The 13,749-nt window shown below is 63.4% G+C and carries 15 protein-coding genes; 9 read left to right on the top strand and 6 right to left on the bottom strand.

Annotated features, from left to right (window positions below):
• The first annotated feature begins 237 nt into the window (after nucleotides 1-237).
• A complete protein-coding gene (locus tag RA29_RS03370) occupies nucleotides 238-1,278 on the top strand; it encodes an AI-2E family transporter (protein ID WP_039682913.1) in 1,041 nt (346 codons plus the stop codon).
• Here RA29_RS03370 and RA29_RS03365 read toward each other — a convergent pair.
• Nucleotides 1,275-1,646 (bottom strand): MerR family DNA-binding transcriptional regulator, encoded by a 372-nt coding sequence (locus RA29_RS03365; protein ID WP_039682912.1) that lies wholly within the window; start codon nucleotides 1,644-1,646, stop codon nucleotides 1,275-1,277. The two genes, RA29_RS03370 and RA29_RS03365, sit on opposite strands and share 4 nt — an antisense overlap.
• Nucleotides 1,647-1,770: 124 nt before the next feature.
• Here RA29_RS03365 and RA29_RS03360 point away from each other — a divergent pair, with 124 nt between their 5' ends.
• From RA29_RS03360 to RA29_RS03350, 3 genes are read left to right on the top strand one after another with little or no spacing between them, the layout of a single operon-like run.
• The gene (locus RA29_RS03360; RefSeq protein WP_039682908.1) at nucleotides 1,771-2,199 is read left to right on the top strand and encodes a PaaI family thioesterase; all 429 of its coding nucleotides are present in this window, start codon (nucleotides 1,771-1,773) and stop codon (nucleotides 2,197-2,199) included.
• Entirely contained in the window at nucleotides 2,196-2,696 is a 501-nt protein-coding gene (locus RA29_RS03355) for a PaaI family thioesterase (protein ID WP_039682907.1), read from the top strand. Before RA29_RS03360 ends, RA29_RS03355 begins: the two co-directional genes overlap by 4 nt.
• Before the next feature lies 1 nt (nucleotide 2,697).
• Nucleotides 2,698-4,029, top strand: a complete 1,332-nt coding sequence (locus RA29_RS03350; protein ID WP_052249443.1) for an MATE family efflux transporter — start codon at nucleotides 2,698-2,700, stop codon at nucleotides 4,027-4,029.
• A 54-nt stretch (nucleotides 4,030-4,083) separates the two neighbouring features.
• On the opposite strand, the gene RA29_RS03345 is transcribed toward RA29_RS03350, so the two are convergent.
• From RA29_RS03345 to RA29_RS03335, 3 genes are read right to left on the bottom strand one after another with little or no spacing between them, the layout of a single operon-like run.
• Entirely contained in the window at nucleotides 4,084-5,127 is a 1,044-nt protein-coding gene (locus RA29_RS03345) for a quinone-dependent dihydroorotate dehydrogenase (RefSeq protein ID WP_039682906.1), read from the bottom strand.
• On the bottom strand, nucleotides 5,124-5,552 hold the full coding sequence (locus RA29_RS03340; RefSeq protein WP_039682901.1) for a DUF1330 domain-containing protein: 429 nt from the start codon (nucleotides 5,550-5,552) through the stop codon (nucleotides 5,124-5,126). The genes RA29_RS03345 and RA29_RS03340 overlap by 4 nt, the downstream gene beginning before the upstream one ends.
• Nucleotides 5,549-5,896: a DUF952 domain-containing protein gene (locus RA29_RS03335; RefSeq protein ID WP_039683894.1), complete on the bottom strand. Its 348-nt coding sequence runs from the start codon at nucleotides 5,894-5,896 to the stop codon at nucleotides 5,549-5,551. The genes RA29_RS03340 and RA29_RS03335 overlap by 4 nt, the downstream gene beginning before the upstream one ends.
• A 141-nt stretch (nucleotides 5,897-6,037) precedes the next feature.
• Here RA29_RS03335 and RA29_RS03330 point away from each other — a divergent pair, with 141 nt between their 5' ends.
• Together RA29_RS03330 and RA29_RS03325 are read left to right on the top strand one after the other, a co-directional pair.
• Complete coding sequence (locus RA29_RS03330; protein WP_039682900.1) at nucleotides 6,038-7,597, top strand: 5'-nucleotidase C-terminal domain-containing protein; 1,560 nt, start codon at nucleotides 6,038-6,040, stop codon at nucleotides 7,595-7,597.
• A 133-nt stretch (nucleotides 7,598-7,730) separates the two neighbouring features.
• Complete coding sequence (locus RA29_RS03325) at nucleotides 7,731-8,402, top strand: SOS response-associated peptidase (RefSeq protein ID WP_039682899.1); 672 nt, start codon at nucleotides 7,731-7,733, stop codon at nucleotides 8,400-8,402.
• Here RA29_RS03325 and RA29_RS03320 read toward each other — a convergent pair.
• Complete coding sequence (locus tag RA29_RS03320; RefSeq protein ID WP_039682897.1) at nucleotides 8,399-8,749, bottom strand: hypothetical protein; 351 nt, start codon at nucleotides 8,747-8,749, stop codon at nucleotides 8,399-8,401. The two genes, RA29_RS03325 and RA29_RS03320, sit on opposite strands and share 4 nt — an antisense overlap.
• A gap of 225 nt (nucleotides 8,750-8,974) precedes the next feature.
• On the opposite strand from RA29_RS03320, the gene RA29_RS03315 reads away from it, so the two are divergent.
• Entirely contained in the window at nucleotides 8,975-10,198 is a 1,224-nt protein-coding gene (locus tag RA29_RS03315; RefSeq protein WP_039682896.1) for an acyl-CoA dehydrogenase, read from the top strand.
• 45 nt (nucleotides 10,199-10,243) lie between these two features.
• Here RA29_RS03315 and RA29_RS03310 read toward each other — a convergent pair whose 3' ends face one another.
• Nucleotides 10,244-11,230, bottom strand: a complete 987-nt coding sequence (locus tag RA29_RS03310) for an ester cyclase (protein ID WP_082029412.1) — start codon at nucleotides 11,228-11,230, stop codon at nucleotides 10,244-10,246.
• Nucleotides 11,231-11,334: 104 nt separating this feature from the next.
• On the opposite strand from RA29_RS03310, the gene RA29_RS03305 reads away from it, so the two are divergent.
• Nucleotides 11,335-12,381: an ABC transporter ATP-binding protein gene (locus tag RA29_RS03305; RefSeq protein WP_039682895.1), complete on the top strand. Its 1,047-nt coding sequence runs from the start codon at nucleotides 11,335-11,337 to the stop codon at nucleotides 12,379-12,381.
• 98 nt (nucleotides 12,382-12,479) lie between these two features.
• The gene (locus RA29_RS03300) at nucleotides 12,480-13,700 is read left to right on the top strand and encodes an extracellular solute-binding protein (RefSeq protein ID WP_039682894.1); all 1,221 of its coding nucleotides are present in this window, start codon (nucleotides 12,480-12,482) and stop codon (nucleotides 13,698-13,700) included.
• The last annotated feature ends 49 nt before the right edge of the window (nucleotides 13,701-13,749 follow it).

The raw sequence follows: 13,749 nt of genomic DNA, 5'->3' as shown, positions 1-13,749 counted from the left end.
CGGGCGCGCCGGAACTTAATCAAAGCATCCGCGGTTGTCTTTTCATTCCAAGTGAAGTGAGGCGAGGGAGCCGCGATGCACCGTATTATTCACATGGTTGGGCTGGTTGTCATTATTATGGCGATTGTGAACTTTGTCTCTTGATGCCCCCGGGCACGAGATGCCCGACGTCCCTGTGCAGGAAACACGACCGACACATGCACCGCTCGCCGCCTTTGGTGGGCCGGTGGGGCCGCCATCATCCTGCTGGCCTGTCTTGCCCTGCTGACCGCCCTTTCGGTGGCCAGCGTCTTTGTTGTGCCAGTCATCCTGTCGATCCTGCTGGCGCTGGTGTTCAGCGGACCCTGCCGGTGGCTCAAACGACGCAGAATTCCGGAGCCTTTGAGTGCCGCAGCCATCGTGCTGTCCTTGCTCAGCGCGGTTGGCTTTTTCGCGGCAGCCCTTGCCATTCCAGCCGCAGGTTGGATCGAGGATGCGCCGCGCATGGCGCAGGAGGTCGAATGGAAACTGCGCAACCTATCGGGTGTCGCCGCCGCGGTGGTCGAGGCCGAGGAGCAGATCACCGAAGCCGCCGCTGCCGCCGCAGATCAGACCAATGCCCCACTTGAGGTCGTGGTCGAACAGCGCGGCCCCCTGACCGAAGTGGCGCTTGGCGCACCGCTGATCGTGGCGCAGACCGTGTTCGTGTTGATCCTGACCTTTTTCATACTGGCATCAGGCAGCCTGTTTTACGAACGGCTGGTGGCGGTCATGCCGAACTTTGCCGACAAGCGCCGCGCCATCAGCATCGCCTATGATGTTGAACGCGAGGTTTCCCGGTATTTGCTGCACATCACGCTGATCAACGCGGGCTTGGGCGTGGCGGTTGGATTGGCGCTGGGCGCGCTTGGCATGCCGAACCCGATGGCCTTCGGACTTCTGGCCTTTGCCATGAACTTCGTGCCGTTTGTGGGGGCCATGGTGGGGGTTGTCCTGTCGTTCGCAGTTGCCCTGATGAACCTGCCCAGCCTTTTTGATGCCGCTGTGGTGGCGGGCGTTTACTTCCTGCTCACATCCATCGAGGGGCAGGTGGTGACACCCTGGCTTGTGGGCCGCAAGCTGCGCCTGAACACGGTTGTGATCCTGATCGCGGTGGCGTTTTGGGCGTGGCTCTGGTCGATCATGGGGATGATCATGGCCGTGCCGCTGCTGGTGACGATGTCGGTGCTGTGCAAACACATCGACGCGCTGCGACCACTGGGTGAGTTCCTGTCCGGCCCGGGCGAGGCGCGATCCTAACCGTTCAACTCGGCAGCCACACTGTCGCGCAGCCCTTGCAATTCGTCGCGCGCCTCGTCCAGCTGCTTGCGCTGCTCGTCCAGTTCCTTGAGCTGCCCGTCGGCCAGTTCGATCCAGGCACGCATCTGCGCCTCGGTGCCCTCATGCTCGTAAATGAGCAGCCACTGCCGGATATCCTCAAGCTGGAAGCCGAACTTGCGCCCGCGCAGGATCAGCTTCATCCGGGCGCATTCGCGGGGGCCATAGAATCGGGATCGCCCTTCCCGGTCCGGTTGTAAAAGCTCGATATACTCGTAGTAGCGCAACGTGCGTGGGGTCACGTCGAACTCCGCGCACATCTCCTTGAAGCTCAAGCGGTCGTCTGCCATGGCTTGCCTTGTCTCCATCCCTGACCTTCAACCTAAGGCGCGGGGACGGGCCGCGCAACAGGTGCCTTGCCCGCTGGCTGCGCAATGCTCATAACTTGGGTCAAAGACCGCATGACGAGACCACATGACCGACCCCGACAAACTCAAGTTGGCGCGCCAATTCATTGAAGCCATTCCACATTCCCGCGATCTCGGGATGGAGCTGACCGAGATGGACGACGGCGTGGCCGTGATCACGATGCCCTATGATGAAAAGCTGATTGGTGATCCGGAAACGGGGGTGATCAGCGGCGGCGCGGTGTCGGCCCTGATGGACACATGTTGCGGCGCGGCGGTGATGAGCCACCCCAAGAACCTCGCGGGCACGGCAACGCTCGACCTGCGCATCGACTACATGCGCGCGGCCACGCCCGGCCAGCAGATCACCACCCGCGCCACGTGTTATCACGTCACCCGCTCGGTCGCCTTTGTCCGTGCGACTGCTTATGACGAAGACGCTCAGAACCCCGTCGCCACAGCCACAGGCGCCTTCACGGTGGAGGGCAGCGCATGAAACGGCCCGAACCGGTGCAAGTGGTCAAGCAACGCCGCGACGCCGCCCTGCGCGCGCTGGTCGATGGCGTCCCCTACATCCAGTATCTGGGCGTCACCTTCGACCGGCGCGGGGATGAGCTGACGGGCGTGCTGCCCTTTGATGAAAAGCTGATCGGCAATCCGCTTTTGCCCGCTTTACACGGCGGTGTGACGGCTGCCTTCATGGAGATGACGGCGGTCATCACCCTATCGTGGTCGTATCTCTGGGAAGACATCGAAAGCGGCAGCCTCGATTTTGATCCCGGCGGCGGCACGCGGATGCCGCGCCTGCCCAAGACGGTGGATTTCTCGGTCGACTACCTCCGCTCTGGCCTGCCGCGCGACGCCTATGCCCGCGCGCGGATCAACCGCTCCGGTCGGCGCTATGCTTCGGTGCATGTGGAGGGCTGGCAGGACAACCGCGACCGGCTTTTTGCGCAGGCCACGGGGCATTTCGTCATGCCGCAACGGCGCTAGTTTGGACGCCGTCGATCCCAAGGCCGCACCCGCCCCGCTGACGCACAAGCGGGTGCTGAAAATTGCGCTGCCGATCGTTCTGTCCAACGCCACAGTGCCGATCCTCGGGGCGGTAGATGTGGGCGTCGTCGGCCAAATGGGCGAAGCGGCCCCGATCGGCGCCGTTGCCATGGGTGCCATCATCCTGACCACGATCTACTGGATCTTCGGTTTTCTGCGCATGGGCACGGTCAGCTTGGTGGGCCAAGCGGCGGGGGCAGGGGACGACGATGAAGTCTCCGCCTGGCTCACCCGCGCGCTTCTGGTCGCCGCAGTGGGCGGCGCGGGCCTGATCCTGCTGCAAATCCCGATATTCTGGGCGGCGTTTGAACTCTCTCCGGCGAGCGACGAGGTCGAAAGCCTGACCCGCGACTACCTCTTCATCCGCATCTGGACCGCGCCCGCCGCCATCGCGGTCTACGCGCTCACCGGCTGGCTGGTGGCCATGGAGCGCACCGGCGGGGTGTTTTGGGTCCAGCTCGTGATGAACGGGATCAACATCATCCTGAACTTCGTGTTCGTGCTGGGCTTCGGTTGGGGCGTCGCAGGCGTCGCCATCGCCACCGTGATTGCCGAGGTGATCGGCGCGGCCCTCGGCCTCTGGTTCTGCCGCGCGGCCTTTGTAGGTCCGGCATGGCGCGACTGGCCCCGCGTGCTGCGCCGCGCGCAACTGATCCGCATGGCGCTTTTGAATACTGATATCCTGCTGCGCTCGCTCATGCTGATGATCATCTTTTCCAGCTTTGTCTTCCTGGGCGCGCGGTTTGGCGACGTGACGCTGGCGGCGAACGAGGTGCTGATCCAATTCATGTACATCACCGCCTACGCCATGGACGGTTTTGCCTTTGCAGCTGAAACCCTGATCGCCCGCGCCTATGGCCGCCGCGATCCGGCCCGCGTGCGCCGCTCGGCGGCGATGACAAGCATGTGGGGCATGGCTGTGTGTTGTGTCACGGCGGGCGCGTTCTTGCTCGCTGGTCCTTGGCTGATCGACGTGATGGCCAAGGACGCGCAGGTGCAGGCGGAGGCACGGGATTACCTGCTCTACATGGTCGCCGCCCCGCTGCTGGGCTGTGCGGCATGGATGCTCGACGGCATTTTCATTGGCGCAGGCCGGGGCCGGGACATGCGCAACATGATGGCGATCTCGTTTGTGCTGTATTGGCTCGCGGTGCTGACGCTGTTGCCGGTTCTGGGCAATCACGGGCTCTGGGTCGCGATCCTCATTTCGTTCGTCGCGCGAGGGGTGACACTGGGTGCGCGGTATGCGGCGTTGGAGCGGGATGCGGCGTGAGGAACTGGGGGCCAGCCCCCAGACCCCCGAGGTATTTCCAGCCAGAAGAAAGGCCTAGAGCCAGTCTTTTGTTTCTGTGCCGATCGCTTCGGTGATCGACTGGAAACCGTCCTGTTGCAGCTGCACGTCGAGGCCCTTGGCAATGCGCGCAGCAAGGCTGAGGCCGCCATAGACGAGGCCGGTGTAAAGCTGCACGGCAGAAGCCCCCGCCCGAATTTTGGCATAGGCATCGCGCGCGTTCGAGATGCCGCCGACGCCGATGAGCGGTATCTTGGTCAGGCTGTGCAGCTTCGCCAGTACGCGTGTGGACTTTTCGAACAGAGGTGCGCCGGAGAGGCCCCCTTTTTCATTTGCATGCGCACTGCGCAGACCGTCGCGGTCGAGCGTCGTATTCGTAGCGATGATCGCCGCCACCCGCGCGTCTTCGGCGACCTTGGCGATGTCGGCAAGGTCCTGATCCGTCAGGTCCGGCGCGATCTTCAGGAAGACGGGGATGTCGCCCCGTACCTGCATGACCCCGTCCAGCAAGGCCGCAAGCGCCATAGGCCCCTGCAAATCCCGCAGCTTTTCGGTGTTGGGGCTGGAGACATTGACCGCGGCAAAGTCGATATGCGGCGCGCAGTGCTGCAGTACCTTGGCGAAGTCCTCGGCCCGGTTTGCGCTGTCCTTGTTGGCCCCAAGGTTCAGGCCCACCGGCACGCCCTTGGGCCGCTTGGCAAGCCGCGCCGCAATCGCTTCCATCCCGTCATTGTTGAAGCCGAAACGGTTGATCGCGGCAGCATCTTCGGTCAGCCGAAAGAGCCGCGGTTTAGGGTTGCCGGGCTGGGGCAGGGGGGTGGCCGCGCCCACCTCAATCCAGCCAAAGCCCGCACGGCTGAGCGGGGCGATGGCCGTCGCATTCTTGTCGAACCCAGCGGCAAGGCCAAGCGGGTTGGGCAGGTCCATGCCCGCAAGCGTTGTCCGCAAACGCGGGCTTGTCACGGGGCCGGGCAGGGCGGCAAGCGGCGTGTGCAACGCCTTCAGCGCCAGCCCGTGGGCGGTTTCGGGGTCGAGCCTGCGCAGCGCGCGCGTGCCAATGCGTTCGATAGCCTGTTTCATCCGAAGGTCGCGCCCCCGTCTGCCGGGGCGCAGCGGATCAGGCGCGATGTTTTCACTGCCGCCTGTCGGTGCACCACCGCCCGTTTGTAGTCGGGGTCGGTCACCATGGCGAGGAACGCGCCCGCTTGTGGGTAGCGGGCGATGAACATGGCATCCCAAGCCTCCTCCGCAGTGCCGATCAGCGTCGTTTCAAACCCGCCGCGCCAGACAATGCTGCCGCCCACTTTCCCCAGAACCGGGCCGGACTGCTTGCCATAAAGCGCATAGGCCTGCGCGCCGGTCAGCCCGTCGCGGGCCAGTTCATGATCACCGGGGTAATTCGCCAGATCGCGAAAAGCCACGAGGTTGAGCATCTCGATGGGCGTATCGCGGGGCAGGTCCTTGAACGCCTCGAACTGGTCGCGGGTGGGGTCCACGTGGCTCATCCATCGAATCCGGCGCCTGCGGGGAATTGATGCGCGCCGTTCTTCAGCGGCAAGGGCTGCGCCCAGTGCACATCGGCCAGCCGCATCTCGCGATAAAGATGCGGAAACTCAGCACCGCCGCGCGACACCTCCCACTTCAGGTCATCGCCCAGGGCGTCCGCCTCGACCGCGATCAGGAACAGGTCATCTTCGCCTGCGAAATGCTTGGCGGCTGTTTCGGCCGCCTGCGTCGCGGTGGAAAAGTGGACATATCCGTCCTGCACATCAATCGGCGCCCCCGGTGTCGCGCCGTTCTCGCGCAAGGCGGCCCATTCGGGGCCACGGAAAATCTTGTAAATCAGCATGGGCGGGTGATGCCCATTGCCCAAGCGCTGGTCAAGTGCGCGCTGTCACCGAAATGTTGCGGACCTTCCCTAAGGAACCGCTTTGACTCGTGGCGCGGATTGCTGTCACGTTACTGTCATATTCAACAAGGGAGACACCGCATGACCCGGTTTTTGATGGGCACGGCCGCCCTGGCGCTGAGCGCTGGGATGGCATCCGCCGAATACACGCTGCACATCCTGCACACCAACGACATGCACAGCCGCATTGAATCGATCAACCGCTTCGATTCGACCTGCAACGCCGAAGGCGAAGCAGAGGGCGAATGCTTTGGCGGCGTGGCGCGGGTCAAGTCGGCCATCGACGCCAAGAAGGCGTCGCTCGACAATCAGAACGTCGTCGTATTGGACGCAGGCGACCCGTTCCAGGGCTCGCTCTTCTACACCACCTACAAGGGCGCGGCTGAGGCCGAGTTCATGGAGAAGATCGGCTATGACGCCATGGCCGTGGGCAACCACGAGTTCGACGATGGCCCGCCCAAGCTGGCGGAGTTCATCGACGCGGTGAGCTTCCCCGTCATCTCCGGCAACCTCGATCTGTCTGCCGAAGAGATGCTGAACGGAAAGGTTGAAAACCACGTTGTGCTTGAGGTCGGCGGCAAGAAAATCGGCATCGTCTCGGCGCTGGCTGTGGACACGGTTGAAACATCATCGCCCGGTCCCAACGTCGTCTTCCAGGACGAGATCGAGGCGCTGCAGGCAGACGTCGCCACGCTGCAGGAAGAAGGCGTCGACATCATCATCGCCCTCAACCACGTGGGACTGAACAAGGATCTCGCCATTGCCGAGGCGGTCGACGGCATCGACGTGGTGATCGGCGGGCACAGCCACACGCTGATGACCAACGACGACGCCGAAACGCCCGCGTACCCGACCATGGTGGGCGACGCGGCAGTGGCGCAGGCCTATGCCTACACCAAGTACCTCGGCCACCTGACCGTGACTTTTGATGACGATGGCAACGTGACGGCAGCCTCGGGCGACCCGATGCTGCTGGATGCGTCGGTCGAACCTGATGCCGACTTCATCGCTCGCATCGCCGAAATGGGCGCGCCCATCGAAGAGATGAAAAACCGCGTTGTCGCCGAAGCAGCCGAAGCTATTGAAGGCGACCGGTCCGTCTGCCGGGCGCAGGAATGCCCCATGGGCTCGCTCATCGCTGACGCGATGCTCGCTCGGGTCGCAGACCAGGGGATCGAGATCGCCATCCAGAACGGCGGTGGCATTCGTGCCTCCATCGACGCGGGCGAGATCACCATGGGCGAGGTGCTGACGGTGCTGCCCTTCCAGAACACGCTGTCGACCTTTCAGGTGCCGGGCGCGGCCATCGTCGCAGCGCTTGAAAACGGCGTGGGCCAGATCGAGGACGGTGCAGGCCGCTTCCCGCAAGTGGCGGGTATGAGCTATGCGTTTGATGCAGCGAAGCCTGCGGGTGAGCGGGTCAGCGACGTCATGGTGGGCGGCACACCCATCGAGATGGACAAGCTCTATGGCGTGGTCAGCAACAACTATGTCCGCAACGGCGGTGACGGGTATTCGATGTTCGTGGACGCGGAAAACGCCTACGACTTCGGGCCGGACCTCGCCGATGTGACGGCGGAGTACCTGGCCGAGCAGGGGCCGTTCACGCCCTACACCGACGGTCGGATCACGGCGAAGTAAGGACAGGGGCGCAGGACACCTGCGCCTTACGATCTTGAGAAGGCGGGGCAAAGCTCCGCCTTTTTTATGCCCAATCGTAAGGCGGATCCTGATCCGCCTTACATCGTCTCTCTTGGCGATGTAGCGTCACCGCATGTGCGGACGTTTTTCGATCTCCCTCGCCCCCGAAGACATGTCGGAGCTCTTTGCAGCCGTGGCGGCAAACGACATGCCGGATGTGCCCAACTTCAATGTCTGCCCCACCGATGCGGTGCACACGGTCACCACCCAACGCGGTCAACGATGGCTCGCGCCGATGCGCTGGGGCTTCATCCCGCATTGGTACAAGTCGCCGACGGACGGTCCGCTACTGATCAACGCGCGGGCCGAGACGATTGCGGACAAGCCCGCCTTTCGCATGGCGTGCCGCGAGCGACGGGCGGTCATCTTGGCCTCGGGGTTCTATGAATGGACGCGGGACGGGGACACGCGGCTGCCATGGTACATCACCCGCAGTGATGGCGCGCCGCTGGCCTTCGCGGCGGTCTGGCAAAATTGGCACACCCCCGGCGCGCCGGAGACGCGGCAGCGTACGGCGGCCATCGTCACAACGGCGGCCAACACGCCCATGTCATCCATCCATCACCGCATGCCGGTCATTCTGGAACCGGACGACATCGCATTATGGTTGGGCGAACAAGGCAAAGGGGCCGCCACGCTGATGCGGGCCGCCCCGGATGATGCGCTCACATGGCATCGCGTGTCAAAAGCCGTCAATTCGAACCGGGCCGCGGGCCCGGGCCTCATCGAACCAGCAGAGGATTAGTCGAGGGGCGCCTCGGCAAAGCTCATCCGGCCTTCGACCAGAAACGAGCCATCCTCTTCCGACACGGCATTCGCATCGTAAAAGGTCGTCTGCGTGCCCTTTTCGACAACCATCGAAACAGACGCCTGATCGGCAATCGGCCCGATGGCCCAACTGTCGTTCTTGGCCACGATGCTATGCTCGGACCCGGTCAGGTTGGTGAATTTCACGGTGTCGCCGTCATCAATGTACAGGATGGACGGGAAGTAAGCGTCCGGCAGGATCAGGATCTCGTGTTCGGCGGCGGACACAGCGGTCGCCGTGGTCAGCATGGCCAGAACGGCCCCAATTTGCATCATGCGCTGCATGCCAGCACTCCTTTTGCTTCGGCCCCACCCGGAAGACAGAATCGTATATGCTGTGTGTGCGCGACGAATGCGGCTGAAATGAGGCGGTGGGGCAGCACCGGCGCGGCGGGTGCTTCGGATACATCCGATCCGCCGTGGCAATGTCGCATGGCCTTGCACGCGCACCCGCACTAGATAAAGCTCAAACGAGGTGCCACCGCGGCGCATCGCCCAAGGGAGACGCATATGAACATCGAGACGAAGATCCTCAAAGCCAAGGATGCCCCCGACCTCGGCTCCTTTGCCTGGGCCGACCCCCTGCGCCTGTCGGACCAGCTCTCCGAAGACGAACGGATGATCCAGGCGTCGGCGCACGCCTATGCCCAGGAAAAACTGGCCCCGCGCGTGGTCTCCGCCTTCGCGGATGAGGCCACGGACCCCGACATCTTCCGCGAAATGGGCGACATGGGCCTTTTGGGCGTGACCCTGCCCGAGGAATACGGCGGCTTGGGTGGCTCCTACGTCTCCTATGGCCTTGTCGCGCGTGAGGTTGAGCGGATCGACAGCGGCTACCGGTCGATGATGTCCGTGCAATCGTCCCTCGTCATCTACCCCATCTACGCCTACGGTTCCGAAGAGCAGCGCCAGAAATACCTGCCCAAGCTCGCCTCCGGCGAATGGATCGGCTGTTTCGGCCTGACCGAGCCCGACGCAGGCTCCGACCCGGCGGGCATGAAGACCACGGCGAAGAAAGCCGACAGCGGCTATGTCCTGAATGGCTCCAAGATGTGGATCTCCAACGCCCCCATCGCAGATGTCTTCGTGGTCTGGGCCAAGTCAGAAGCGCATGACGGCAAGATCCGCGGCTTCGTTCTCGAAAAGGGGATGAAGGGCCTGTCCGCGCCGAAGATCGAAAACAAACTGTCCCTGCGCGCTTCCATCACGGGCGAGATCGTGATGGAAGGCGTCGAGGTGGGCGAAGACGCGCTTCTGCCCGACGTGCAGGGTCTGAAGGGTCCGTTCGGCTGCCTCAACCGCGCCCGCTACGGCATCTCCTGGGGTGCGATGGGCGCCGCCGAGTTCTGCTGGCACGCCGCCCGTCAATACGGGCTCGACCGCAAGCAGTTCGGGCGGCCGCTGGCGCAGACGCAACTTTTCCAGAAGAAGCTGGCCGACATGCAGACCGAGATCACGCTGGGCCTGCAAGCCTCGCTTCAGGTCGGCCGTCTGATGGACGCTGCACAAGCCGCGCCCGAGATGATCTCAATCGTCAAGCGCAACAATTGCGGCAAGGCGCTCGACATCGCCCGCGCCTCCCGCGACATGCACGGCGGCAACGGCATCTCCGGCGAGTTCCAGGTGATGCGACACATGGTGAACCTCGAGACGGTAAATACCTACGAAGGCACCCATGACGTGCACGCCCTGATCCTCGGGCGCGCGCAGACCGGTCTGCAGGCGTTTTTCTAAAGCCAGGACCGGGGGCTGTCTGCCCCCGGACCCCCGATGGTATTTTCAGTCAGAAGAAACGGCTTGGGCGTTTGATTTGGCAATCAGGTCAATGCCCATCTGGTGGAACAGGTCCATGTAGTCGAGCATGACCCAGTTCTCGGCGATCTGACCGTCTGCGCAGCGGTAGAAGTCCATCACCCGCAGCGTCAGCGATTTACCCGTTGGCTCTACGCCCAGATAAGGGCCGCGATGCGTCATCGTCATGGAAGGCCAGCCCGAGATGGCGGCGTAGTTGCCTTGTCCAATCCGCGCGTAGTGATTGCCGCCCTTGCGGTCGGGAAAGGCGGCAAGGAAGGGCGCACGGTGATCTTTGACAAACCCCTCCCAGCGATAGTTCGACCCGATCCCGCCGGGCCCGTACCACAACATGTCATCGGCCCAGTATCCGCCCTCTCCGGTCTGACCCTTGGAGGTACCGGTTTCGGGGTCGTAGATATGCAGATCACCCAGCATCGCTTCGATCAGGTCCAGGCTTTTGACCCCATCGCCCGCCGGCAGGATCCCGTCATGGGTGGCTGGCCCCGGAAACAGCATCTCGGTGCCGAGCAATTCACCAAATGGATCATGCCCCGCCTGCCGCATCAGGTCCGGCAGGTCGAGGATGATCCGCGCCTCGATGATCTGGCCGCCCTCGACCCGGTAAAACTCGCCTGACCGCAGAAAGGCCAGCCGATTCGACGGCGCAATGTTCCACAAAGGCGCGGCAAACGTGCCCGCATAGTGCGTGAATGCGGCGATCCACTGACCGCCAACCTCCCGCCTGTTGGCCCCTGCGATGAAAATTTCATCGCGCCGCCGCGCATGCGGCAGTGCAGCACGCAATGGGGCGTAAACCTCGGCCCAGGCATCACGTGGCTCATTCGCGGGATGCGAGAAATAAAAGGCGCAATCGTGCGCAAAGCAGCCTTCGAAGGCCCGCCGCGCCGCAGCATCATCATCTGCCCAAAGCGCATGCAGTGCCGCCCGCAGCGCAGGAATAACGGAGGTCATGGGTGCAGTCCTGAAGTCGTTTTGCACACGTGTGCAAAAAACAGTTGCCAAGTCAAAGCCCGGATGTCTAGCCTATTTCATCAACCTATGGGTCGGGGGTCCACATGGCAGAAATCCAGCTGCGCAACATCAACAAACGGTGGGGCACGTTCGTGGGCGTCGACAATTTCGACCTGACGATCGCGGACGAGGAGTTCTTGGTGCTGCTCGGCCCCTCGGGCTGCGGCAAGACCACGACGATGCGCATGATCGCGGGGCTGGAGGACGCGACCGAAGGCGACATTATGATCGACGGCAAGCGGGTCAATGATCTGGACCCCAAGGACCGCGATGTGGCGATGGTCTTCCAGTCCTACGGCCTCTATCCGCACCTGAATGTCTACGAAAACATCCGCTTCCCGCTGAAGGTCCGCAAGGTTGACCCGGCCACCCATGACGACCGCGTGCGCCGCGCCTCGGCCATGGTGGAGCTTGATGATTTCCTGCACCGCAAGCCCGCCGAACTGTCGGGTGGCCAACGCCAGCGCGTAGCCCTTGCCCGCGCCATCGTGCGCGAACCCAACGTGTTCCTGATGGACGAGCCGCTGTCGAACCTCGACGCCAAGCTGCGCGTCTCGACCCGCGCCCAGATCAAGAACCTCAGCCACGAGCTGAAGGTGACAACCGTCTACGTGACCCACGACCAGATCGAGGCGATGACCCTCGCCGACCGCGTGGTGGTGATGAAGCAGGGCAAGGTGCAGCAGGTGGGCACGCCTACGGAAATTTACGACCGCCCCGCCAACACCTTCGTGGCCAGCTTTATTGGCTCCCCCGCCATGAACCTGATGGAGGGGACGATGGCGGGCGGCACCTTCACCGGCGACAACGTATCGATCAGCGGCCTCACCGCGCCCGATGGCCCTGCCACGCTCGGCTTCCGCGCCGAAGACGCCGCATTGGCGGAGGATGAGGCGCAGATCACCGCCCCCATCTACACCATCGAGCTTTTGGGTGACGCCACCATGCTCACCGTCCGCGCAGGCGGGCAGCTTGTGTCGATCAAGGCGCACAAGGAATTCCGGGCCGAGATCGGCGACACCGTGTCCTTCTCGGTCCCGGCAGAAATCTGCCACGCATTCGATTCCTCTTCCGGCGAACGTCTCGCCTGAGGAACCCGGCCGCGCGGGGGCACCCAGAGCGCGGCCCAACACCGGCCAGTGCAGACTTGCAAGATGCACTGGCGCAAAACGCAACAGGGAGTTTGCACATGTATCTGAAAAAACTGGCACTTGCGGGCGCCGTCTCGCTTTTGGGTAGCACGGCCTTTGCCGCGTGTTCCTACGAAAACGAGGTGCCGTTGAAGTCGCTGACCGCGGGCTTTGAAGCCTGGAAGGCCGTCACTGATGCCATGGCCGAGTGCGGCAATTTCCAGGCCGAGCTGGACCAGGAATTCCGCACCAAGCAGCCCGCTGCGTTCGAAGCGAACCCGTCGCTCTACCACATCGGCGGCGTGTCGAACGGCACCATCACACCGCTCCTGAACGCAGGCACGATCCGCCCGCTGGACGATCTGGTCGAAAAGTACGGCCAGAACCTGTCGCCCAACCAGCTGATCCGCGTGGATGGTCAGATCATGGCCGTCGCCATGATGGTGAACACGCAGCACCTGATGTACCGCAGCGATATCCTTGCCGATCTGGGCATCGAGACGCCCAGCACATGGGACGAGGTGTTCGCCGCCGCCGAGAAGATCGAAGAAGCGGGCGTCGTTGACCACGCCATCGGTGCGACCATGAAGTCCGGCTGGAACCTCGCGCAGGAATTCGTGAACATGTATCCCGGCTTTGGCGGCGCGTTCTTCAACGCCGACAACACCACCGCCGTAAATTCCGAGGCGGGGATGAAGGCGCTCGACACCATGAAGCGCACGCTTGAGTTCACCGACCCGGAGGTTCTGGTCAGCGACTCGACCTACGTGCAGCAGCAGTTCCAGCAGGGCAAGATCGCCATGGCGAATCTCTGGGCCAGCCGCGCGGGTGCGATGAATGACGAAAACGAAAGCACCGTTGTGGGCAAGGTCTCCATGGCCGCAGCCCCGATGGCGATGGACGGCGGCGCGCCGGCCACCACGCTCTGGTGGGACGGTATCGTGATCGCGGCCAATATCACGGATGAGGAAGCAGACGCCGCCTTCCGCCTCGCGATGGAAGGCATGGACGCCGAAATGGTGCAGGGCGCCAATGAGGCCGCCATCTGGCTGGTGCAGGGCTATGAGCCCGGCCCGCTCGCCGAAGGTGCAGTTGCAACGGCCACCGCCAACCCGGCCCCGCCTGCGTACCCGTCGACCACGCAGATGGGTCTGCTGCACACGGCTCTGGGCAATGAACTGCCCGCCTTCCTGACCGGTGAGCGCGGGGCAGAGGCCACGCTGGTCGCCATCGAAGAAGCTTACACCACGTCGGCCAAAGAGGCCGGTGTGCTCGAATAAGTCACCACTCGGCTGGCCGGGGCTCCCTCGGCCAGCCACTCACCCTGGG

This window comes from Tateyamaria sp. ANG-S1, from assembly GCF_000814025.1.
Lineage (GTDB): Bacteria > Pseudomonadota > Alphaproteobacteria > Rhodobacterales > Rhodobacteraceae > Tateyamaria.
This window is presented reverse-complemented; position numbering and strand designations above follow the sequence as displayed.

Excerpts from the sequence above, each read along its gene's own strand:
- RA29_RS03310 (WP_082029412.1), bottom strand. The coding sequence starts at position 11,230 with ATGACCTCCGTTATTCCTGCGCTGCGGGCGGCACTGCATGCGCTTTGG.
- RA29_RS03365 (WP_039682912.1), bottom strand. The coding sequence starts at position 1,646 with ATGGCAGACGACCGCTTGAGCTTCAAGGAGATGTGCGCGGAGTTCGAC.
- RA29_RS03315 (WP_039682896.1), top strand. The coding sequence starts at position 8,975 with ATGAACATCGAGACGAAGATCCTCAAAGCCAAGGATGCCCCCGACCTC.
- RA29_RS03305 (WP_039682895.1), top strand. The coding sequence starts at position 11,335 with ATGGCAGAAATCCAGCTGCGCAACATCAACAAACGGTGGGGCACGTTC.
- RA29_RS03330 (WP_039682900.1), top strand. The coding sequence starts at position 6,038 with ATGACCCGGTTTTTGATGGGCACGGCCGCCCTGGCGCTGAGCGCTGGG.
- RA29_RS03345 (WP_039682906.1), bottom strand. The coding sequence starts at position 5,127 with ATGAAACAGGCTATCGAACGCATTGGCACGCGCGCGCTGCGCAGGCTC.
- RA29_RS03340 (WP_039682901.1), bottom strand. The coding sequence starts at position 5,552 with ATGAGCCACGTGGACCCCACCCGCGACCAGTTCGAGGCGTTCAAGGAC.
- RA29_RS03325 (WP_039682899.1), top strand. The coding sequence starts at position 7,731 with ATGTGCGGACGTTTTTCGATCTCCCTCGCCCCCGAAGACATGTCGGAG.
- RA29_RS03300 (WP_039682894.1), top strand. The coding sequence starts at position 12,480 with ATGTATCTGAAAAAACTGGCACTTGCGGGCGCCGTCTCGCTTTTGGGT.
- RA29_RS03355 (WP_039682907.1), top strand. The coding sequence starts at position 2,196 with ATGAAACGGCCCGAACCGGTGCAAGTGGTCAAGCAACGCCGCGACGCC.
- RA29_RS03335 (WP_039683894.1), bottom strand. The coding sequence starts at position 5,896 with ATGCTGATTTACAAGATTTTCCGTGGCCCCGAATGGGCCGCCTTGCGC.
- RA29_RS03320 (WP_039682897.1), bottom strand. The coding sequence starts at position 8,749 with ATGCAGCGCATGATGCAAATTGGGGCCGTTCTGGCCATGCTGACCACG.
- RA29_RS03360 (WP_039682908.1), top strand. The coding sequence starts at position 1,771 with ATGACCGACCCCGACAAACTCAAGTTGGCGCGCCAATTCATTGAAGCC.